Genomic DNA, 19,541 nt, shown 5'->3' with positions numbered 1-19,541 from the left:
CGTTACCGGGAGGTATCAGAGCAACGAGCGGGTCCGGGCGGGCTCGGGTCGCAGCGCATTGGCCTCCTCGGCCCGCCGGCCGCGCCGGCCGGCCGAGCCGGTGAACGCCAGGTCCAGGCGGATCACGACCAGGCCGATGACCAGGCCCACCACCACGCCGTACGCCACCGAGAGAGCCGTCTCCTCGAGCGAGATCGACGGGTTGACCAGCGCGTTCGCCACGGGGGTGGTCGCGGCGACCCCGAACGCGCACACCCACCAGCCCTGGCGCCGGCGGGCCCGCATGTGCGTGCCCCAGGCGAGCGCGGGGACGCCGAGCACCGTCTCGAGCGGGCGCGGGAAGGCGCCGAGGTTCTCCCGGCTCCAGGCGACACCGTCCAGGAGGCTGCCGACCAGACCGGGGGTGCCGTAGCGGCGCAGCAGCTCGGCGTACGCCAGCGTGAGCGCGAGGACCGCCGTCCCGATCAGCACCGTCAGCACGCCCCGCCGGCCGAGGCCGTGCAGGCCCGCGCCGAGCCGGAAGACGACCGCGAAGGCCCCGAGCAGGGCCAGGCCGAGCGTGACGTACTCGAAGCGCGCGATCGTCACCACCGGCTCGAACCCCACGACCGCGAACGCGCCGATCGCGGCCACGGCGATCGCGACGACGACCTCGCGGACGGCCTGCGCGTAGCGCACCGCCGGGACGGTGACCATCACCGCGAGGACGGCTGCGACCACGCAGGTGAGCACCGCGGCGCCGGTGCGCAGCCGGTCGTCGTCGCTGACCACGACCAGGACGCCGAGGACCAGGGCGAGCAGCCCGACCACCACCGGGCGGCCGCCGGTGCGCGCCGCGAGCGCCCACGAGTACGCCGTCGCGATCGCGACCGATCCGGCGCCGCAGACCCAGGGCAGGCCGACGTCGGCGACGCAGGTGCCCAGCGCGGCCGCGCCGGCCAGCACGATCACCACCCACACCGCGACCGGGAGCCGCGAGCTCGCGACCCGCTCCGCACGGGTCCGCGCGCCTGCCGCCATCCGGGCCCTCCGGGACGGCGGCCGCTCGGCACGACGACGCGGGGCGGACCTGGGCACGGCAGGGAAGGTTACATTCGCCGGTTGTCGAGCGAGGGGTTGGTCTTCCGGGCGGTGGCGAGGCTCTCCCGGTCGAGCACGGCGGAGACCACCTCGGTCCCCTCGCCCGCCTCCGCGAGCACGTCCCCGAGCGGGTCCACGACAAGCGAGTGGCCGCTGTACCGCGGGCCGGGCTGCGCGGCGGCGACGACGAACACGGTGTTCTCGACGGCGCGTGCGAGGGCCAGCGTGCGCCAGTGCTCGACCTTGCGCGGCCCCGCCACCCAGGCGGCGGGCACGACCAGCACCTCGGCGCCCTCGTCGACCAGGCGCCTGGCCAGCTCCGGGAACCGCAGGTCGTAGCAGGTCATCAGCCCGAGTCGGAACCCGCCGAGGTCCGTCAGCACCGGCCGGACCGGCCCGGCCGTGAGCCGGTCGGACTCGCGGTAGCCGAAGGAGTCGTACAGGTGGATCTTCCGGTACGACGCCTCGGCCGCGCCGCGCACCACGAGGGTGTTGAACGGGCGCCGCGGGTCGTCACCGCGCTCGAACATGCCGGCGACGACGGTCGTGCCGCGCTCGCGCGCCACCCTGCCGACCTCGGTCGCGAACGGCCCGTCCAGCGGCTCGGCGTACGGCCCCACGTCCGACCCGGCCTCGCCGAAGTCGCGGGCGAACGCCTCCGGGAACACCACGAGGTCCACGTCGCCGGGCGTCAGCGCGGCGAGGAGCTCGCGGTTCGCGCCCGGCTCGAGGCCGGACGCGTGCTGGACGAGGGCGACTCGCAGGCTGGCCACCCTGCGAGACTGCCACACATGAGCTTCGCGGCGATCGTGCTTGCGGGCGGTCGGGCCGTGCGGATGGACGGCGCGGACAAGGCGTCGGTCGAGCACGACGGGCGGTCCCTGCTCGAGCACGCGATCGAGGCGCTGCTCGATGCCGACGAGGTGGTGGTCGTGGGCGAACCGGTGCCGACCACCCGTCCGGTCACGTTCTGCCGCGAGAGTCCGCGGTACGGCGGACCGGTCGCGGCGCTCCTGACCGGGTACGACGCACTGGTCGACCGCCCCAGCACGGTCGGCGTGCTGGCGGTTGACATGCCGAGGGTGACGCCCTGGACGTTCCGCCGGCTGCGGGAGGCCGCCGCGGGCCGGGACGGCGCGTTCCTGACGGACGCGGACGGGCGCCGACAGCTCGCCGGGGTCCTGGACGCCGCGCGCCTCGCGGGCATCCGGCCGGACCACGAGGGACAGCACGGGATGCCGATGCACCGGCTGCTCGAGGGGCTCGACCTCGCCGACGTCGCCCCCGAGGGGGACGAGGGCCGCGACGTCGACAGCTGGGCCGACCTGCGGGACCTGTAGGGGTTGCGGACCCGCGGCGGTTGACGCGAATCTGGGGCTCGTGAACCTCCACGACTGGATCGACGAGCTGAGTGACGTCCTCGACGTCGACACCGATCTCGACGAAGGTCTGGTGCTCGACCTGGCCCGCGTGGCCGCGCACAACGTCGCTCGCCCGGCGGCGCCGATCACGACGTACCTCCTCGGGTTCGCCGCGGGGTCACAGGACGCCGACCCCGAGCGGCTGGAGGCGCTGGCCGCTCGCGTGCAGCTGCTCGCGGACGGCTGGGACCGGCCCGCCGGCGCGCCCGATCCCGACGACGTCGACGACGTCGTCCCGGACGACAGCTGGGTCGACCACACCGGCGACGCCTTCGAGGAGGAGTGATCGCTAGGTTGGCGTCATGCGTGCGGTCGTAGCGAACGGAGCCGGTGGTCCCGAGGTCCTCTCGGTGGGCGAGCTGCCCGATCCCGAGCCCGGGCCGGGCGAGGTGGTGCTGGACGTCGTCGCGGCGGGTCTGAACCGCGCCGACCTCCTGCAGCGGCAGGGCTTCTACCCGCCGCCGCCGGGCGCTTCCGAGGTGATCGGGATGGAGTGCAGCGGCACCGTGGCCGCCCTCGGGGAGGGCGTCGAGGGCTGGTCGGTGGGGGACGAGGCGTGCGCGCTGCTCGCGGGCGGCGGGTACGCCGCGCAGGTCGCCGTACCCGCTGGGCAGCTGATGCCGGTGCCCGCGGGCGTGGACCTGGTGACCGCGGCCGCGCTGCCCGAGGTGGCGGCGACGGTGTGGTCGAACGTGTTCATGGTCGCCGGGCTCCAGCCCCGCGAGACGCTGCTCGTGCACGGCGGCGCCGGCGGCATCGGCACGTTCGCGATCCAGCTCGCGCACCAGCTCGGGTCCCGCGTGCTGACCACGGCCGGTACGCCGGAGAAGCGGGCCGCCTGCCTCGCGCTCGGCGCCGACGTGGCGATCGACTACCGCGAGGAGGACTTCGTCGAGAAGGCGCGGGAGGCGACCGACGGCCGCGGCGTGGACGTGGTGCTCGACAACATGGGTGCGAAGTATCTCGACCGCAACCTCGACGCCCTCGGCACCGAAGGACGGCTGGTCGTCATCGGCCTGCAGGGCGGCTCGAAGGCCGAGCTCGACATCAACAAGCTGATGCGCAAGCGCGCCGCGATCATCGGGACGACGCTGCGCTCGCGGCCGGTCGCCGAGAAGTCCGCGATCTGCGCCTCGGTCGTGGAGCACGTCTGGCCGCTGGTCGCCGAGGGGCTGGTGGCGCCGGTGGTGCACGGCGCCCTGCCGGTCGCGGAGGTGGCGGCCGCCCACGAGCTGATGGAGTCCGGCGAGCACAGCGGGAAGATCCTGCTGACCTTCTGACAAGGGACCGCCGGATAGGTTGGGCCCATGAGCGAGGAGCAGCAGCAGGTCGTGGTGATCGGACCCGACGGGCGGCCGATCGGCGCCCCCGAGGGCGACGAGGAGCGCTCGGTGACCGAGCTCGTCGAGCAGCCGGCGAAGGTGATGCGGATCGGCAGCATGATCCGCCAGCTCCTGGAGGAGGTGAAGTCCGCGCCGCTGGACGATGCCAGTCGCAACCGCCTCAAGGAGATCCACCAGGCCTCGATCAAGGAGCTGGAGGAGGGCCTTGCCCCGGAGCTGGTCGAGGAGCTCGAGCGGCTGTCCCTGCCGTTCACCGAGGATGCGACGCCGTCGGACGCCGAGCTGCGCATCGCACAGGCGCAGCTCGTCGGGTGGCTGGAGGGCCTCTTCCACGGCATCCAGACCGCGATCTACGCCCAGCAGATGGCCGCCCGGGCGCAGTTCGAGCAGATCCGCAAGGCGCTGCCGGGCGGGATGGCGCCGCCGCAGGGCCAGGTCGAGGACCCGCAGCAGCCGCAGCAGCCGGGCGGCTCCGGCGGCATGTACCTCTAGCTGCGGCGGCGGCCGAGGCTCGCCACGAGCAGCAGGCCCAGCAGCCCGACGATCACCATCGCGACCCCGGGCGCGGCCAGCCGGGCCAGGCTGGTGCGCTCGCCGGCGACCATCGTGAACGTCGCCTGCACGGGCTCGGGCTGGGCCGGCGACGTGCCGGCCCCGAGCAGTCGCTCGACCCGCTGCACCCGGGCGTCGGTGACCGGGGCCGCACCGTGCGTCCCGATCCGCGGCTCGGTGCCGTGACCGCTCGCGAAGAACACGTAGTCCCGGCCCACCTGGAGGTCAGGCTCGCCGCAGGCGCGTGCGCTCCGGGGGGTGCTGAGCCTCGCCCGCTCGCCGACGCCGCCCTTGTAGACCTTCTGCACGTCGACCGAGTAGTGGATCCCGGGGCCCCGGCGGGTCCGGTCGGCGACGGTCCCGGTGAACACGGCGTCCGCGTTCCTGACCAGCGAGGCCGGCGAGCTGTCGACCCGCGGGCACGCCGAGGCCGGTGCGCCGAGGGCGAGAACGCCGCCGCAGACGAGCAGCAGGACGGCCAGCAGTCGGGGGATCACGACGTCCATCTCAACAGATCACAGGTCGAGGAGACCAGCCAGCACCCGCGCGACCCCGTCCTCGTCGTTGGCGGGCGCGGTGTGCGTGGCCGCCTCGAGAACGGTCGCGTGGGCGTTCGCCATCGCGTACGACGTGCCCGCCCAGGCGAGCATCGGCAGGTCGTTGGGCATGTCGCCGAACGCGACCACGTCCGTCGCGTCGACGCCGAGGTCGGCGCACAGCAGCGCGAGCGTCGAGGCCTTGGTGACGCCGGGCGCGCTGATCTCGAGCAGCGCCGTCGCCGACGACCAGGTGATCACCATCCGGCCCTGGACGACGGCCTCGGCGGCGTCCCAGAACTCCTGCGCCGAGAGCTCCTCGTGGCGGGCCAGCAGCTTGAGGGCCGGACGGTCGAACAGCTCCGCGACCGGCGCGCGACGGGCACCGTCGGGGATGGCGTGCCGCTCGAGGAAGTCCTCCTCCAGGCCGATCCCGTCGAGCGTCTCCACCGCGAAGGTCGAGCCGGGGATCGCCTCGCGGATCAGCGCGCAGACCTCCAGCCCGAGCGCCGGGTCGATCAGCCGCTCGAGGTGCGGCCGGTGCCGGGCCACGTCCCAGACGAGGGCGCCGTTCGAGACGACGGCCAGGCCGTGCTCGCCGACGTGCTCGAAGACCTCCTCGGTCCAGCGCAGCGGCCGTCCGGTCACGAACACCACCGGGACGCCGAGCGCCTCGACCCGGGCGAGGACGTCGGCCGTGTACGGCGACACGCTGCCGTCGCTGCGGACCAGGGTGCCGTCCAGGTCGGTGGCGACCAGCCCGGGGCGGGTCATGGGGCGGGCAGCGGCCTGGCCATCACCAGGTGGCCGTCCTCGTCGCTGCCGCGGAGGTCGGTGAACCCGCACTTGGCGAGCACCCTGATGCTGGCCTGGTTCTCGGGCTCCACGCTCGCCCGCACCCGGACGCCCGCGCGGTCCGTCTCCACGAGCACGGCCGCGAGCGCCTCGGTCGCGAAGCCCCATCCGCGCGCCTCCTCGACGAGGCCGTAGCCGACCTCGACCTCGGGCACGCCGTCGGCCGCGTCCTCGGGCGGGCCGAAGAAGCCCAGCGACCCGAGCGCGGTCGTACCGCGGATGACGTGGCGAGGCGCCCAGGGGTCGCCGGCGTGGTACATCGTGGCGGCGTCACGGTCGTCCTGGCGCGGGTAGTCGGTGTGCCAGCCGTCGCGGTGCCGGCCGGCCAGGATGTCGGCGGCCTCGCCGGGCGTCCAGAGTGGGAGCCGGAGCCGGTCGCTGGTGATCTCGTCGGGCAGCCTCACCCGAACCACGTGTCCAGCTCGATGGCGAGGCCGTCCTCGTAGACGCTGTCGGTCACGGCGTCGGCCGCGGCGATGACGTCCTCGATCGCCTGTCCCATCGCGACGCCGCGGTGCGCCCACTCGAACATCTCGACGTCGTTGCGCCCGTCGCCGACCGCCAGAGCGTCCGCACCGGTGAGGCCGAGCCGGTCGGCGACGTGGGCGAGTCCCGAGGCCTTCGAGACGCCGACCGGCGCGAGGTCGAGCCAGGCGGTCCAGCCGACGACGTAGTTGGTGCCGTGCAGACCCAGCTCGCCGGCGAGCGCGACGAACTCGTCGGCCGTCGACTCCGGATCGCGGATGATCACCCGGCTGACCTCGGCGGCGACCAGGTCGGCGACGTCCGTCACGATCATGTCCCCGGAGAGCTCGCCGTCGGGGAAGTGCGAGTTCACCCGGTAGCCGACGCCGCGCTCCTCGACCGCGACCAGCGCGTTGGGGTGCCGCGCCAGGATCGCCTCGACCGCGGGCCGGGCGTCGAACTTCTCCTCGTGCACGACCTCGAGCGGTGGATAGCGGAACACGACCGCGCCGTTCGACGCGACGCTCCAGAGCCGCTCGCGACCCTCGCCGTGGAGCTCGAGCATGTCCGCGACGTTCGTCATGCCGTGCGGAGACCGGCCGCTGGCGAGCACGACGTGCGCGCCGGCCTCGACCGCGCGCTGGACCGCGTCCTTCACCGCCTGCGAGATCTCCTCGCGGGTCGTTCCGGAGCCCTCCACCCACTTCAGGAGCGTGCCGTCGATGTCGAGCGCGACGAGCTTCGGCCGCCAGCCGGTCACCCCGTCGCTCACTGAGCGACCGGTTCCAGCACCTCGCGGCCACCGAGCCAGGGCTGCAGCGCCTTGGGGACCCGCACCGACCCGTCGGCCTGCTGGTGGGTCTCCAGGATGGCCACGATCGCGCGCGGGATCGCGCAGAGCGTGCCGTTGAGGGTCGCGACCGGCCTGATGTCTTGGCCGAACCGGCCCCGGGTGTCGAGGCGGCGGGTCTGGAACTCGGTGCAGTTCGAGGTCGAGGTCAGCTCGCGGTACTTGCCCTGCGTCGGGATCCACGCCTCGCAGTCGAACTTCCGCTGCGCCGACAGCCCCAGATCCCCGGCGGCGGTGTCGATGACCTGGTAGGCCAGCTCGAGCTTGTCCAGGAACGACTTCTCGATGCCGAGCAGTCGCTGGTGCTCGGCGAAGGACTCCTCGGTCGTCGTGTAGACGAACATCTCGACCTTGTCGAACCAGTGGACCCGGATGATGCCCTTGGTGTCCTTGCCGTGCGAGCCGGCCTCCTTGCGGAAGCAGGGGCTGAACGCGGCGTACCGCAGCGGCAGCGAGTCGCCGTCGAGGATCTCGTCGGAGTGGTACGCCGCCATCGGCACCTCCGAGGTGCCGACGAGATACATGTCCTGCCCCTCGATCCGGTACACGTCGTCGGCGGCCTGGCCCAGGAATCCGGTGCCCTCCATCGCGCGGGGCTTGACCATCGAGGGCGCGATCACCTGGGTGAACCCGTACTCGCGCGCGGTCTCGTTGGCGAGGTTCACGAGCGCGAACTCGAGCTCGGCGCCGACGCCGGTGAGGAAGTAGAAGCGGGAGCCCGAGACCTTCGCGCCGCGGTCGAGGTCGATGGCACCGAGGATCCGGCCGAGCTCGACGTGGTCGCGGGGCTCGAAGCCCTCGGCCGTGAAGTCGCGGGGCGTGCCGATCGTCTCCAGCACGACGAAGTCGTCCTCGCCGCCGGCCGGCGCCTCCTCGGCAGCGAGGTTGGGGATGCCCATCACGGCGTCGTGCCAGGCCGCCTCGGCCTCGACCTGCGCGGCCTCCAGCTCCTTCACCTCTGCGGCGAGCGCCCTGGTGCGGGTCAGCAGCTCCTGCTTCGCCTCGCCCTGTGCCTGGGCGACCTGCTTGCCGAGCAGCTTCTGCTCGGCGCGCTTGGCCTCGAACGCCGCGATGGCGGCCCTCCGGGCCGAGTCGGCGGACAGCGCACGATCCACGACCTCGTCGGACAGCCCGCGCTTGGCCTGGGCGGCGCGCACGCGGTCGGGGTCGTCTCGGAGGATGCGCGGGTCGATCATGCCGGCAAGGCTATCCGGGGCGGCGGCACGGACGCTCGCCAGATACCGGCAGGCATACTTCCCCTCATGCTCGACCGACCCCGCGCCGCGTTCCTGACGTGGGCCGCGGTCTGCTTCGCGGCGTTCGCACTGCTGACCGCTGGGGTGATCGGCGGGTGGGGCTCGTTGACGTCGCTGGACGATCGCGGCGAGCGCGCGGAGACCTGGGCGGTCGACTCGGCGTGGCTGCGGAACCCGCTGAACGTGGTCGAGGACGCCTTCGGGACCGTCGGCATGACGATCCTGACCGTGGTGATCGTGGTGTTCCTGCTGGTCCGCGGCCATCGCCGCGCGGCGTTCTTCACCGCCGGGGTGATGATCGTGACCTCGTTGGCGACCACGGCGCTCAAGCTCCTGGTCGGCCGCGGCAGACCCGGGTGGCAGAACCCCGACGAGTTCCTGCACAGCATGTCCTACCCGTCCGGGCACGCGTCGTCGATCGCGGCGCTGGGCGGGGTCCTCGCCGTGCTCGTGTCGATGTTCGTGCGCCGCGCGAACCTGCGCCGGGCGGCGTACGTCGGGATCGTGCTGGTCGTGCTGCTGGTGGGCGCGGACCGGGTGCTGCTGGGGCGGCACTACCCGAGCGACGTCGTGGGCGGCTACCTGCTCGGCATCGGCATGGTGCTGCTGGGCATCGCGCTCTACAACCCGCTGCCGCGCAGTCACGCCGCGAGCAGCGAGCCCCTGCCCGAGGTGTACGTCTCCGACCGGCGGCTCGCGGTGGTGCTCAACCCGATCAAGGTCGAGGACGTCGGCCAGTTCGAGGCGATCGTGACCGCGATGGCTGCCGAGGCGGGCTGGTCGGCGCCGACCTGGCACTACACGACCATCGAGGACCCCGGCACCGGCATGGCCGAGGCCGCCTCGGTCGCGGGCGCGGACCTGGTGCTCGTGTGCGGTGGCGACGGCACCGTCCGCGAGGTGTGCGCGGAGCTCGCCGGCACCGGCATCCCGGTCGGCATCATCCCCGCCGGGACCGGCAACCTGCTGGCGCGGAACCTGGACATCCCGCTCTACCTCCGCGCCGCCATCGACGTCGCACTCACCGGCCAGGACCGGGCGATCGACCTGGTCGAGGTGTCCGGCGACGGGATCGAGGACACCCACTTCATGGTGATGGCCGGTATGGGCTTCGACGCGGCGATCATGGAGGGCGTCAACGAGGACATCAAGAAGCGCGTCGGCTGGCTGGCCTACGTGCTGTCGGCCCTGAAGTCATTGATGTTCCCCGCCGTCCGCGTCGAGGTCTCGGTGGACGGCGCCGAGTTCACCAAGCACCGCGCCCGCACCGTCGTGGTCGGCAACGTCGGCTTCCTCCAGGCCGGCATGCCGCTGCTGCCGGACGCCGCGATCGACGACGGCGTGCTCGACGTGGTGCTGCTGCACCCCCGGAAGTTCCTCTCCTGGATCCCGCTGGCCTACCGGGTGCTCGCCCGCCGGCCGCGCACCGACGACCTCGTCAACCGGATGACCGGTCACACGGTCGCGATCCGGGCCGCGGTCGACACCCCGCGCCAGCTCGACGGCGACTCGATCGGCCCGGGCAAGGAGCTGCGGATGACCTGCGTGCACGGCCGGCTGCTGGTCCGCGTCCCGCGCTGAGCCTCAGCGCGGGGTGAGCCAGAAGACCGGGAGCTCGCGGTTGGTGCGCTCGGCGTACCGGGCGTAGTTCGGCCACGTCTCGAGCATGATCGGCCACTTCTCGTCGCGCTCCGGGCCCTCGAGCAGGCGGGCGTCGGCGGCGACCGTCCGGCCCTTGAACGTCACCAGCGGCTCGTCGGCCGCCTCGAGGTTGCCGACCCAGGCGGGCCGTTCGGGCGCGCCCCAGTTGGAGCCGGCGACCAGCCAGCCGTCGCCGTGCGGGACGCAGAGCAGCGGCGTCGAGCGGAGGATGCCGGTCTTCCGGCCGGGCACCTGGAGCAGGATCTCGGGCAGGCCGGCGAAGGTCAGCAGGTCGACGCGACCCCGCGTCACCCGTTGCAGCAGCTTGTCGAGGCCGACGATGGCACCGGCGAAGCGGTGCAGCCAGGGCTGGGCGCCGAGCTTCAGCGCCATCCACCGCATCGGGTTCATGGCCGGAGCATAGGAGTCAGGACGGCCGCGCGTGCTCGATCGCCTCGAGCTCCTCCGGGGACAGCTGCTGCTCGCAGGTCCACCCGCTGACGCTCTTGGCGTAGCTTCGCGCGTCGCTGCGGCCGTGGATGGAGGTCAGCACGACGCCGTTGCCCCCGTCGTCGAGCAGCGCGACCGACCAGGAGAGATGACCGCCCATGTCGCCGAACGCGTCGTACCGGACCACGGCGAGGTGCCGCAGCGCGTCCTTCGCCTCGGCCCGGAGCGCGGCGACCTCCTGGCGCAGGCCGTGCACGTCCTCGGGCACCGCCTCGACGCCGTCGCCCTTCCTGGGCGCGGTCCGTCTCAGCGTCACCGCCACGAGCAGCAGGGCGACGACAGCGATGACGAGTGCGACGAGGTCCACCCCCCGAGGGTAGGTCTGGCGGGCGGACAGGAGCCGGGGCGGCGCGCGCCCGCGTGGGACCATGACGGGCGTGACCCGACGCATCGCCTACCAGGGCGAACCCGGCGCCAACTCCCACCAGGTGTGCATGGAGCACTACCCCGACTGGGAGGCGGTGCCCTGCGCGTCCTTCGAGGACGTCTTCGCGGCCGTGGAGTCCGGGGGCGCCGACCTGGCGATGATCCCGATCGACAACTCGATCGCGGGCCGGGTCGCCGACATCCACCACTTCCTGCCGGACTCCGGGCTGCACATCGTCGCCGAGCACTTCCTGCGGATCCGGTTCTGCCTGATGGGTGTCCCGGGCACCACGATGGACACCATCAAGACCGTGCACAGCCACGTGCACGCCCTGGGCCAGTGCCGCCGGATCATCCGCGAGCACGGCTTCAAGCCGGTGATCGCCGGCGACACCGCGGGCGCCGCGCGCGAGGTCGCGGAGTTCGCCGACGTCACCCAGGCCGCGATCTCGCCGCCGCTGGCCGCGGAGATCTACGGGCTGGAGGTCCTCGCCGAGGACGTCGAGGACGAGGACCACAACACCACGCGCTTCGTCGTCCTCTCCCCGGAGCTGGTCGAGGCGCCGTCGGGCAACGGCCCGGTCGTCACCAGCTTCATCTTCAACGTGCGCAACCTGCCGGCCGCCCTCTACAAGGCGCTCGGGGGCTTCGCCACCAACGGCGTGAACATGACCAAGCTCGAGAGCTACATGGTCGGCGGCGAGTTCACCGCGACCCAGTTCCTGGCCGAGGTGGACGGGCACCCCGACGACGTCGGCGTGAAGAACGCGCTCGAGGAGCTGGCGTTCTTCACCACCGACATCAAGGTCCTCGGCGTCTACCGCGCGGACCCGTTCCGCGCCGAGGTCAGCCGCTAGCTCGGGTTCTGCATCAGGTTGAACATGCCGCCCTGCGGGTCGGCGAGGACCGCCATCCGGCCGACGCCGGGCACGTCGAACGCCGGCGCGACCACCGAGCCGCCGAGGCCGGTCGCCTTCGCGACGGTGTCATCGACGCTCTCGACGTTGAAGTAGACGTTCCAGTGCGGCGGCACGCCCTCCGTCATCGGGGGCATCGCGCCGCCGACCTGGCGGCCGTCGACGACCAGGCAGGTGTAGTCCATGCCCCCCTCCATGGGCGCCGCCTCCCAGGAGACACCGAGGACGTCGCTGTAGAACTTCGTGGCCGCCGGCAGGTCCGGGCTGATCAGCTCGTTCCAGATCGGCGTGCCCGGCTCGTTGGCGCGCACCGTGCCGATCGTCGCGCCCGCCTGCCAGAGGTTCACCCGGGCCTCGCTCGGGTCCTTGATCGCCGCCATCCGGCCGAGGTCCATCACGTCGAACGGCTCGGCCTCGACCGTGCCGCCGGCCGCGGCGACCTTCGCGACGACGGCGTCCACGTCGTCCACCGTCAGGTAGACGCCCCAGAACGCCGGGTGCCCCTCCATGCCGGGCATCTGCCCGCCGATCCCCGCGACCGAGTCGCCCTCCTTGCCGACCGCCACGTAGTAGCCGGCATCCCCCAGCGGGACGTCCTCGAGCTCCCACCCGAACAGCGGGCCGTAGAACTCCTTGGCCGCCGCCTGGTCGGGCGTCACCAGCTCGACGTAGCTCGGCGTGCCCTGCGCGTACTTCTCGATCTTCGGCATTGCTCCTGCTCCTCACTCGGTGCGACCCCACCGGCCAGCCAACACCCGGCCGCCGACAGTGGCAATGCCGATCTCGGGACGACGACGTGAACGTTGTGGGACCGGACGAGTAGGTTCCTCACGTGGACGAGCAGGACCCCCGGATCGCCGACCTCGGCTTCGCGCGCGTCGACGTCGACCGCGCCGCGCGCACGGGCGACCCCGAGGTCGTGTACGGCGCCGGCAAGACTCCCGACCAGGTGGTCGCGATCCTCCGCGCGCTGCACGAGAAGCATCCCGAGCGCGCCGTGCTCGCGACCCGGCTCGCCCCCGAGGCGCTGGACACGGTGAGCCGGGTGCTGCCGGACGCCGAGATCGACCTGGTCGCCCGGGCGGTCACGCTCGGTCCGCTTCCCACTCCTACCGGGACCGTCGCGATCGTCAGCGCGGGCACCTCCGACGCCCCGGTGGCGGCCGAGGCCGCGCTCACCGTCGCCGTCCACGGCGCCGGGGTCGACCGGATCGACGACGTGGGCGTGGCGGGCCTGCATCGGCTCCTCGGCGTACGCGACCGGCTCCACGCCGCCGACTGCCTGGTCGTGGTCGCCGGCATGGAGGGCGCGCTGCCCTCGGTGGTCGGCGGGCTGACCGGCGTGCCGCTCGTGGCCGTGCCGACCAGCGTCGGGTACGGCGCCTCGCTCGGCGGCGTCGCCGCACTGCTCGCGATGCTGAACTCGTGTGCGCCCGGCGTGACGGTCGTCAACATCGACAACGGCTACGGCGCGGGCGTGCACGCGGCGCGCGTCGCGCGCCAGAGCGTCCCGCGATGAGCGACGTCTGGGTCGACGCCTCCGCGGGCGCCAGCGGGGACATGCTGCTCGGCGCGCTCGTCGGCGCGGGCGTGCCGCCCGCCGTACTCCAGGAGGCGATCGATGAGGTCGCACCCGAGCCCGTCGCCCTCCGCGTCGAGGAGGTACGCCGGGGTGGGCTGGCCGCCACCCGCGTGCACGTCGACGCCGCCGAGTCCCACCACCACCGCACCTGGCGCGACGTCCGGAGCATGCTGGCCGGGCGCGACCTGGCGCTGTCGGTCTTCGAGCGGCTCGCGGTCGCCGAGGCGGCGGTGCACGGCACCACTCCCGACGAGGTGCACTTCCACGAGGTCGGCGCACTCGACGCGATCGCCGACATCGTCGGGGTCTGCGCCGGGTTCGAGCACCTCGGCGCCCGGACCGTCACGGTCTCGCCCGTCGCGGTCGGCTCGGGCACGGTGCAGACCGCGCACGGCACCCTCCCGGTGCCGCCTCCGGCCGTCGCCGAGCTGCTCCGTGGCGTGCCGACGCATGCCGGCGCCGTCGCGATGGAGCTCTGCACGCCGACCGGCGCGGCGCTGCTGACGACGCTCGCGACGGCGTACGGTCCGCAGCCGGCGATGACGGTCGAGACCATCGGCGTCGGGGCCGGCGGGCGCGACCCGGAGGGTCATGCGAACGTCCTGCGCCTCTTCGCCGGCGCCGCGACGGGCTCCGGAGGAGGTGAGCCGCTGCTCCTCGAGTGCAACGTCGACGACCTCGACCCGCGGGTCTGGCCGGCGGTGATCGCGGCACTGCTCGAGGCCGGCGCCTCCGACGCGTGGCTGACGCCGATCCTGATGAAGAAGGGCCGCCCGGCCCACACGCTGCACGCGCTCGTCGACGGCGCCCGCGCCGAGGAGGTGCGGACCGCGATCTTCCGGCAGACCAGCACCATCGGGCTCCGGGAGCAGCCGCTGCGCAAGCACGCCCTGGACCGTGAGATGGTCGCGGTGGAGGTCGACGGCCGTGAGGTGGCCGTCAAGCTCGCCCGCCACCGCGGTGTCGTGGTCAACGCGCAGCCGGAGTACGACGACGTCGTCCGGGCCGCCACCGACCTGGGCCGACCGGTGGTCGACGTGCTCGCCGAGGCCACCGCCCTCTCCCGAAAGTTCCGGTAAGTGGATCCTGTCGTCATCGGCCTGAGCTTCCTGGCCATCTTCGTGGTCGAGCTGCCCGACAAGACGTTCCTCGCGACGCTCGTGCTCGCGACGAAGTACCGCCCGATCCTGGTCTGGATCGGCGTCGGCCTGGCGTTCACGGTGCAGACGATCGTGGCGGTGCTCCTCGGGCACGCCGTGTCGTTCCTGCCCGAGGACGTCGTGCGCCTGGCTGCCGGCGTGATGTTCCTGCTCGGCGCGATCATCCTGATCCGGGAGGGCCGCAGCCACCAGGCGGCCGAGGGCGAGGACGTCGAGACGAAGGACGTGCACGGGCTGCAGGCGGTGATCGCCAGCTTCCTGGTGCTGTTCGCCGCCGAGTGGGGCGACCTGTCCCAGCTGCTCACGATCTCGCTGGTCGCGAAGTACGAGGCGCCGGTCGAGGTCTTCATCGGCGCGCTCGGTGCGCTGCTCATCGTGAGCGGGCTCGCGGTGGTGGCCGGCCGTCAGCTGCAGAAGTTCGTGAAGCTGCACGTCCTGCACTACGTGGGCGCCGGCGTCTGCCTGGTGCTCGCCGCGATCACGGCGTACGACCTGCTCTCGTAGTCGTCTCCTAGGCTGTCCGGCATGTCCACGCACGGCGCCGACAGCGAGGTCGGCACGCTCCAGACCGTCATGCTCCACCGACCGGGGAACGAGCTCAAGCGGCTCACGCCGCGGAACAACGACCGTCTCCTGTTCGACGGGATCCCCTGGGTCGCCCGGGCGCAGGAGGAGCACGACGGGTTCGCGCAGCAGCTGCGCGACCGCGGCGTCGAGGTGCTCTACCTGACCGACCTGCTGACCGAGACCCTGGAGAACGACGACGCCCGGAACCACGCGATCACCACGGCGCTGGCGGGGCTGCACCTCGGCGACACGCTCCGCGGGTACCTCGCCCGGTTCCTCCGCGAGGCCTCGCCGGCGGAGCTCACCGACTACCTCACCGCCGGCATCCGGAACGACGAGGTGCGCGGCGGCTTGGGCCTGGTGACCTCGCTGCTGGCCAGCGACGACTTCCTGATCGACCCGCTGCCGAACCTCCTCTTCACCCGCGACTCGAGCGTCTGGGTCCGGGACCGCGTCGCCATCACGTCGCTCGCGATGCCGGCACGCACCCGCGAGACCCAGCTCACCGAGCTCATCTACACCGAGCATCCGCGCTTCCGGGGGACCCGGAAGATCCATGGCTGGCACCACGAGCACGTCGAGGGCGGCGACGTACTGCTGCTCGCGCCCGGCGTGATCGCGGTCGGCGTCGGGGAGCGGACCACGCCGGCCGGCGTGGAGCGGTTCGCCCGCCAGGCGTTCCACGCGGGACTGGCCCACACCGTGCTCGCCGTACCCATCGCGCAGGAGCGGGCGACGATGCACCTCGACACGGTGTGCACGATGGTCGACGCCGACAAGATCGTGATGTACCCGAACGTCGCCGACTCCCTCCAGGCCCACGCCGTCACGCTGGCCGACGGCGCCGAGGACGACCGCGACCTGGTGCTGGCGGTGGCCCGCGCCGAGCCGTTCCTCGTCGCCGCGGCGAAGGCGATGGAGATCGACACGCTCCACCAGATCGACACCGGCCTCGACCCGGTCACCGCCGAGCGCGAGCAGTGGGACGACGGCAATAACACCCTCGCCATCGCCCCCCGCGTGGCGGTCGCCTACGAGCGGAACGTCGAGACCAACGACCGCCTCGAGGAGGCCGGCATCGAGGTGGTCCGGATCTCCGGGTCCGAGCTCGGCTCCGGCCGCGGCGGCCCTCGGTGCATGAGCTGCCCGGTGACGAGGGAGCCCCTCACCGTCGGCTGATCTCGGGTAGTCCCTGCCCGAAATGTCCTGTGGGAACGTTCCCACAGGACATTTTCGTCAGGGACTACCGCTCAGGCGGCCCAGGGCTCGGAGTCCAGGTCCGGGTCGGCCTCGGACATCGCCATCGGCCTGGGGCGGAGGAAGACCCCGCCGACGACCGCGGCGGCGAGGGCGGCGACCGCACCGACCGCGAAGGCGAGCTGGAAGCCACCGTTCAGGGCCTCGAGCGGGGCCGAGCCGGACGCGGTGAGGGACTCGGTGCGGGACGCCGCGACGCTGACGAGCACCGCGAGGCCGAGGGCGCCGCCCATCATGAACGAGGTGTTCACGACGCCGGAGGCGAGGCCGGACTCGTGCGGCTCGACGTCGCCCATCGCGGCCAGCAGCACCGGGTTGAACGCGATGCCGGCGCCGGCGCCGAGCAGCAGCATCGAGGGCAGTACGTCGAGCGCGAAGTCGCCCCCGACGGGAGCGCGGGAGAACAGCGCCAGGCTGACGGCGGCCAGGGAGAGGCCGGCGACCAGCGGCGGGCGGATGCCGAACCGCATGACCAGCTTGTCGGACACCCGCAGCGAGCAGAAGGCCATCACGACGCTGGTCGGGACGAAGGCGAGACCGACCTCGAGGGCGGTGTAGCCCAGCACCTGCTGGAGGTAGAGCGCGGCCAGGAAGAACCATGCGAACATCGCGGCCGCCCACAGCACGCCGACCACCTGCGAGACCACGACGTTGCGGAGGCGGAACAGCCGGAGCGGCACCAGCGGCGCGGCGGTGCGCGACTCCCAGAGGACGAACGCCCCGAGCAGGACCGCGCTGCCGCCGAGCAGGACCCAATGGCTGCTGACGATCCCGTAGACGGAGAGCATCAGCGCCGCGGTCACGAGCACCGCACCGAGGACGTCGATCCGGGCACGCTCCGTCGCGGCCTCGTCGGCCGGGAGCACGCGGCGCGCGGCGATCCAGACGCCGACGCCGATCGGGACGTTCACCAGGAAGATCCAGTGCCACGAGAACAGCCCGGTCAGAAGGCCGCCGAGCAGCACGCCCACGGCGCCGCCGCCGGACATCACGAACCCGAAGAAGCCCATGGCCTTGGCCCGCTCGGCCGGGTCGGCGAACAGCCCCATGATCAGGGACAGGGCGACCGCGGACACCGCGGCGCCGCCGAGACCCTGGATGGCCCGGCCGACGACCAGCAGGCCGGCGGACGGGGCCAGCCCGCAGGCGATCGACGCGACGGTGAACGAGACGACGCCGCCGACGAAGACCCGGCGGTTGCCGAGCAGGTCGCCGAGCCGGCCGGAGAGCAGAAGGAACCCGCCGAAGGTCAGCAGGTACGCGTTCACCACCCACGCCAGCGCCGACTGGGAGAACCCCAGGTCCGTCTGGATCGACGGCAGCGCGACGTTCACGATGCTCGAGTCCAGCACGATCATCAGGTCGCCGAGGCACAGCACGTACAGCGCCAGCCAGCGGCTCTTCAGGTCGGTCATCGTCGTCTCCTCGGGTGGCAGGTGCCTTCACCTACTCCACGAACCAGCTCCTACGATTTCGACAGACCTGCCGAGACTTTCCGATTCATCGGTCCCGGACGCTCAGACGTGCCGGCGCGACTGGATCACCCGGAAGCGCGACGCGACGTACGCGCCGTCGGTGTACGACGCGTTCGCGGCCGGGTTGGCGCCGGTCCCGTGGAAGTCGGAGAACGCCGCGGACTGGTTGACGAAGACCCCGCCCAGGAGGTTCTCCGACAGCGCCACGCCGGCGTCGAGCGCGGCGTCGCGCATGTCGGCGATCACCTCGTCGGAGGTCGAGTAGACGGCGGCGGTCATCGCGCCGTGCCGCTGCACGGTGTCGCGGAACAGCGCGATCGACTCGTCGGTGCCGCCGGTCTCGATCAGGTACGCCACCGGGCCGAAGCACTCTGACTCGTAGACGTCGGCGTCCTTCGCGGTGAGCCGCAGCAGCGTGGGCGTGCGCACGGTCGCCGCGTCGAACGCGGGGTGGGTGACGGTGCGCGACGCGACCAGGACGTCGCCGTCGGCGGCCGCGTCGAGGCGGGAGAGCACACCGTCGTTGACGATGCCGCCGAGCAGCTCGACCGCGCGGGCATCGTCGCCGAGCAGCCGCTCCAGCGCCGCACCGATGCCGTCGGCCACCTCGGCAGGCGTCTTCACGCCGTCCTCGGTCGCGACGCCGGACGCGGGCAGGTAGACGTTCTGGGGCGCCGTGCACATCTGGCCGGAGTAGAGCGAGAACGAGAACGCGAGGTTCTGGCACATCGCCGCGAAGTCCGAGGTGGAGTCGACGACGACCGTGTTGACGCCGGCCTTCTCGGTGAACACCACGGCCTGCCGGGCGTGCTCCTCCAGCCAGTCACCGAACGCGTTGCCGCCGGTGAAGTCGATGAGCCGCACCTCGGGGCGTACGGCGAGGGTCGCGGCCAGGTGGTCGTCGGGTTCCTCCGCGGCCAGGGTGACCAGGTTCGGGTCGAAGCCGGCCTCGGCCAGCACCTGCTGGCACGCCTGCACGGTGATCGCGAGCGGCAGCACCGCCGCCGGGTGCGGCTTCACCACGACCGGGTTGCCGGTCCCGAGCGAGGCGAACAGGCCCGGCCAGGAGTTCCAGGTCGGGAACGTGTTGCACCCGATCACGAGCGCGACGCCTCGCGGCACCACGGTGAACGTCTTCTCCATCCGAAGCGGTTCGCCGCGCCCGGGCTTCTCCCAGACCGCGGTCGCCGGCGTCCGGGTCATCTCGGTCCACGCGTAGGCGATGGCCTCCAGGGCCCGGTCCAGCGCGTGCGCCCCACCGGCCTGGAAGGCCATCACGAACGCCTGGCCGCTGGTGTGCTGCACGGCGTTGGCGAGCTCGAAGATGCGCGTGTGGAGCCGCGACAGGATCTCCAGGCACACCCCTGTCCGTCCCTCGGGACCGACGTCGCGCCACTGCTTCATGCCGGCACGCGACGCCGACAGCAGGGCGTCGACGTCCACGGCCCGTGGGTACGAGACCCCGAGGTCGAAGCCGAAGGGCGACCGCTCGGTCGACACGGCGCCGGACGCGCCGGGGGTGCTGAGCGGGAAGGTGCCGCCGAGCCACGCCTCGAACGCCGCCTTGCCGGCACCGGCCGCGTCCTCGCCGTACACCCGCGGCGAGGGCGACTCGTCGAACGCCGAGTAGTAGGTGCGGCTCGCACTGGCCGCGACCGCGTCGTCGAGGCGCTGGCGGTGGCGGTCGAGCAGGGCGTCGGTCATGGCA

At 72.7% G+C, this 19,541-nt stretch carries 22 protein-coding genes; 10 read left to right on the top strand and 12 right to left on the bottom strand.

Annotation, left to right across the window (positions count from 1 at the left end; translation table 11 throughout):
• Positions 1-15 precede the first annotated feature (15 nt).
• Both N538_RS0118415 and N538_RS0118410 read right to left on the bottom strand, forming a co-directional pair.
• Positions 16-1,077 (bottom strand): hypothetical protein, encoded by a 1,062-nt coding sequence (locus tag N538_RS0118415; protein ID WP_028638526.1) that lies wholly within the window; start codon positions 1,075-1,077, stop codon positions 16-18.
• 11 nt (positions 1,078-1,088) lie between these two features.
• Positions 1,089-1,853 (bottom strand): carbon-nitrogen hydrolase family protein, encoded by a 765-nt coding sequence (locus N538_RS0118410; RefSeq protein WP_331279527.1) that lies wholly within the window; start codon positions 1,851-1,853, stop codon positions 1,089-1,091.
• An 18-nt stretch (positions 1,854-1,871) separates the two neighbouring features.
• Between N538_RS0118410 and mobA the strand changes: the two genes are divergently transcribed.
• The 4 genes from mobA to N538_RS0118385 are packed head-to-tail and all read left to right on the top strand — an operon-like array spanning position 1,872 to position 4,336.
• Positions 1,872-2,420, top strand: coding sequence for a molybdenum cofactor guanylyltransferase (mobA, locus tag N538_RS0118400; protein ID WP_036571275.1), 549 nt, complete (start codon positions 1,872-1,874; stop codon positions 2,418-2,420).
• A 40-nt stretch (positions 2,421-2,460) separates the two neighbouring features.
• Entirely contained in the window at positions 2,461-2,787 is a 327-nt protein-coding gene (locus N538_RS0118395; RefSeq protein ID WP_028638523.1) for a DUF6457 domain-containing protein, read from the top strand.
• 16 nt (positions 2,788-2,803) lie between these two features.
• On the top strand, positions 2,804-3,781 hold the full coding sequence (locus N538_RS0118390; protein WP_028638522.1) for an NAD(P)H-quinone oxidoreductase: 978 nt from the start codon (positions 2,804-2,806) through the stop codon (positions 3,779-3,781).
• Positions 3,782-3,808: 27 nt separating this feature from the next.
• A complete protein-coding gene (locus N538_RS0118385; RefSeq protein WP_028638521.1) occupies positions 3,809-4,336 on the top strand; it encodes a bacterial proteasome activator family protein in 528 nt (175 codons plus the stop codon).
• Here the strand turns inward: N538_RS0118385 and N538_RS0118380 are convergent.
• The 5 genes from N538_RS0118380 to serS are packed head-to-tail and all read right to left on the bottom strand — an operon-like array spanning position 4,333 to position 8,298.
• Positions 4,333-4,902 carry a hypothetical protein gene (locus tag N538_RS0118380; RefSeq protein ID WP_028638520.1) on the bottom strand — a complete coding sequence of 190 codons (570 nt, stop codon included), beginning with the start codon at positions 4,900-4,902 and terminating at the stop codon, positions 4,333-4,335. The two genes, N538_RS0118385 and N538_RS0118380, sit on opposite strands and share 4 nt — an antisense overlap.
• A 9-nt stretch (positions 4,903-4,911) precedes the next feature.
• Positions 4,912-5,706, bottom strand: coding sequence for a Cof-type HAD-IIB family hydrolase (locus tag N538_RS0118375; protein ID WP_028638519.1), 795 nt, complete (start codon positions 5,704-5,706; stop codon positions 4,912-4,914).
• Positions 5,703-6,191: a GNAT family N-acetyltransferase gene (locus N538_RS0118370; protein ID WP_028638518.1), complete on the bottom strand. Its 489-nt coding sequence runs from the start codon at positions 6,189-6,191 to the stop codon at positions 5,703-5,705. Before N538_RS0118370 ends, N538_RS0118375 begins: the two co-directional genes overlap by 4 nt.
• Positions 6,188-7,024, bottom strand: coding sequence for an HAD family hydrolase (locus tag N538_RS0118365; protein ID WP_028638517.1), 837 nt, complete (start codon positions 7,022-7,024; stop codon positions 6,188-6,190). Before N538_RS0118365 ends, N538_RS0118370 begins: the two co-directional genes overlap by 4 nt.
• Positions 7,021-8,298 carry a serine--tRNA ligase gene (gene serS, locus N538_RS0118360; RefSeq protein WP_028638516.1) on the bottom strand — a complete coding sequence of 426 codons (1,278 nt, stop codon included), beginning with the start codon at positions 8,296-8,298 and terminating at the stop codon, positions 7,021-7,023. The genes N538_RS0118365 and serS overlap by 4 nt, the downstream gene beginning before the upstream one ends.
• 66 nt (positions 8,299-8,364) lie before the next feature.
• Between serS and N538_RS0118355 the strand changes: the two genes are divergently transcribed.
• Positions 8,365-9,939: a diacylglycerol kinase family protein gene (locus tag N538_RS0118355; RefSeq protein ID WP_028638515.1), complete on the top strand. Its 1,575-nt coding sequence runs from the start codon at positions 8,365-8,367 to the stop codon at positions 9,937-9,939.
• Positions 9,940-9,942: 3 nt separating this feature from the next.
• Here N538_RS0118355 and N538_RS0118350 read toward each other — a convergent pair whose 3' ends face one another.
• The gene (locus N538_RS0118350) at positions 9,943-10,410 is read right to left on the bottom strand and encodes a nitroreductase family deazaflavin-dependent oxidoreductase (protein WP_028638514.1); all 468 of its coding nucleotides are present in this window, start codon (positions 10,408-10,410) and stop codon (positions 9,943-9,945) included.
• A 16-nt stretch (positions 10,411-10,426) separates the two neighbouring features.
• Positions 10,427-10,816 carry a DUF4446 family protein gene (locus tag N538_RS0118345; protein ID WP_028638513.1) on the bottom strand — a complete coding sequence of 130 codons (390 nt, stop codon included), beginning with the start codon at positions 10,814-10,816 and terminating at the stop codon, positions 10,427-10,429.
• Between the two features lie 70 nt (positions 10,817-10,886).
• Here N538_RS0118345 and N538_RS0118340 point away from each other — a divergent pair, with 70 nt between their 5' ends.
• Positions 10,887-11,732 (top strand): prephenate dehydratase, encoded by an 846-nt coding sequence (locus tag N538_RS0118340; protein ID WP_442937188.1) that lies wholly within the window; start codon positions 10,887-10,889, stop codon positions 11,730-11,732.
• Here N538_RS0118340 and N538_RS0118335 read toward each other — a convergent pair.
• Complete coding sequence (locus N538_RS0118335) at positions 11,729-12,502, bottom strand: VOC family protein (RefSeq protein WP_028638511.1); 774 nt, start codon at positions 12,500-12,502, stop codon at positions 11,729-11,731. The genes N538_RS0118340 and N538_RS0118335 overlap by 4 nt on opposite strands.
• Before the next feature lie 122 nt (positions 12,503-12,624).
• Between N538_RS0118335 and larB the strand changes: the two genes are divergently transcribed.
• From larB to N538_RS0118315, 4 genes are read left to right on the top strand one after another with little or no spacing between them, the layout of a single operon-like run.
• Positions 12,625-13,311, top strand: coding sequence for a nickel pincer cofactor biosynthesis protein LarB (gene larB, locus N538_RS0118330; RefSeq protein ID WP_028638510.1), 687 nt, complete (start codon positions 12,625-12,627; stop codon positions 13,309-13,311).
• A complete protein-coding gene (gene larC / locus N538_RS0118325; protein WP_028638509.1) occupies positions 13,308-14,453 on the top strand; it encodes a nickel pincer cofactor biosynthesis protein LarC in 1,146 nt (381 codons plus the stop codon). Before larB ends, larC begins: the two co-directional genes overlap by 4 nt.
• Complete coding sequence (locus N538_RS0118320; RefSeq protein ID WP_028638508.1) at positions 14,454-15,038, top strand: TMEM165/GDT1 family protein; 585 nt, start codon at positions 14,454-14,456, stop codon at positions 15,036-15,038. It begins immediately after the preceding gene.
• 21 nt (positions 15,039-15,059) lie between these two features.
• Positions 15,060-16,280 (top strand): arginine deiminase, encoded by a 1,221-nt coding sequence (locus N538_RS0118315; RefSeq protein ID WP_028638507.1) that lies wholly within the window; start codon positions 15,060-15,062, stop codon positions 16,278-16,280.
• Positions 16,281-16,351: 71 nt separating this feature from the next.
• Here the strand turns inward: N538_RS0118315 and N538_RS0118310 are convergent, their stop codons facing one another.
• Complete coding sequence (locus N538_RS0118310) at positions 16,352-17,773, bottom strand: DHA2 family efflux MFS transporter permease subunit (protein WP_028638506.1); 1,422 nt, start codon at positions 17,771-17,773, stop codon at positions 16,352-16,354.
• Positions 17,774-17,875: 102 nt separating this feature from the next.
• Entirely contained in the window at positions 17,876-19,537 is a 1,662-nt protein-coding gene (gene paaN / locus N538_RS0118305) for a phenylacetic acid degradation protein PaaN (RefSeq protein WP_028638505.1), read from the bottom strand.
• Positions 19,538-19,541 lie beyond the last annotated feature (4 nt).

The sequence above is a fragment of the Nocardioides sp. URHA0032 genome (genome assembly GCF_000620645.1).
GTDB lineage: Bacteria > Actinomycetota > Actinomycetes > Propionibacteriales > Nocardioidaceae > Nocardioides.
Note: the sequence above shows the minus strand (reverse complement) of the source record. Positions and strands in the feature narration are given on the sequence as shown.

Bases quoted from the DNA above. Each gene is read 5' to 3' on its own strand.
- N538_RS0118315 (WP_028638507.1), top strand. From the start codon at position 15,060: ATGTCCACGCACGGCGCCGACAGCGAGGTCGGCACGCTCCAGACCGTC.
- N538_RS0118310 (WP_028638506.1), bottom strand. From the start codon at position 17,773: ATGACCGACCTGAAGAGCCGCTGGCTGGCGCTGTACGTGCTGTGCCTC.
- paaN (WP_028638505.1), bottom strand. From the start codon at position 19,537: ATGACCGACGCCCTGCTCGACCGCCACCGCCAGCGCCTCGACGACGCG.
- N538_RS0118350 (WP_028638514.1), bottom strand. From the start codon at position 10,410: ATGAACCCGATGCGGTGGATGGCGCTGAAGCTCGGCGCCCAGCCCTGG.
- N538_RS0118380 (WP_028638520.1), bottom strand. From the start codon at position 4,902: ATGGACGTCGTGATCCCCCGACTGCTGGCCGTCCTGCTGCTCGTCTGC.
- N538_RS0118390 (WP_028638522.1), top strand. From the start codon at position 2,804: ATGCGTGCGGTCGTAGCGAACGGAGCCGGTGGTCCCGAGGTCCTCTCG.
- N538_RS0118335 (WP_028638511.1), bottom strand. From the start codon at position 12,502: ATGCCGAAGATCGAGAAGTACGCGCAGGGCACGCCGAGCTACGTCGAG.
- N538_RS0118385 (WP_028638521.1), top strand. From the start codon at position 3,809: ATGAGCGAGGAGCAGCAGCAGGTCGTGGTGATCGGACCCGACGGGCGG.
- larC (WP_028638509.1), top strand. From the start codon at position 13,308: ATGAGCGACGTCTGGGTCGACGCCTCCGCGGGCGCCAGCGGGGACATG.
- N538_RS0118355 (WP_028638515.1), top strand. From the start codon at position 8,365: ATGCTCGACCGACCCCGCGCCGCGTTCCTGACGTGGGCCGCGGTCTGC.
- mobA (WP_036571275.1), top strand. From the start codon at position 1,872: ATGAGCTTCGCGGCGATCGTGCTTGCGGGCGGTCGGGCCGTGCGGATG.
- N538_RS0118375 (WP_028638519.1), bottom strand. From the start codon at position 5,706: ATGACCCGCCCCGGGCTGGTCGCCACCGACCTGGACGGCACCCTGGTC.
- serS (WP_028638516.1), bottom strand. From the start codon at position 8,298: ATGATCGACCCGCGCATCCTCCGAGACGACCCCGACCGCGTGCGCGCC.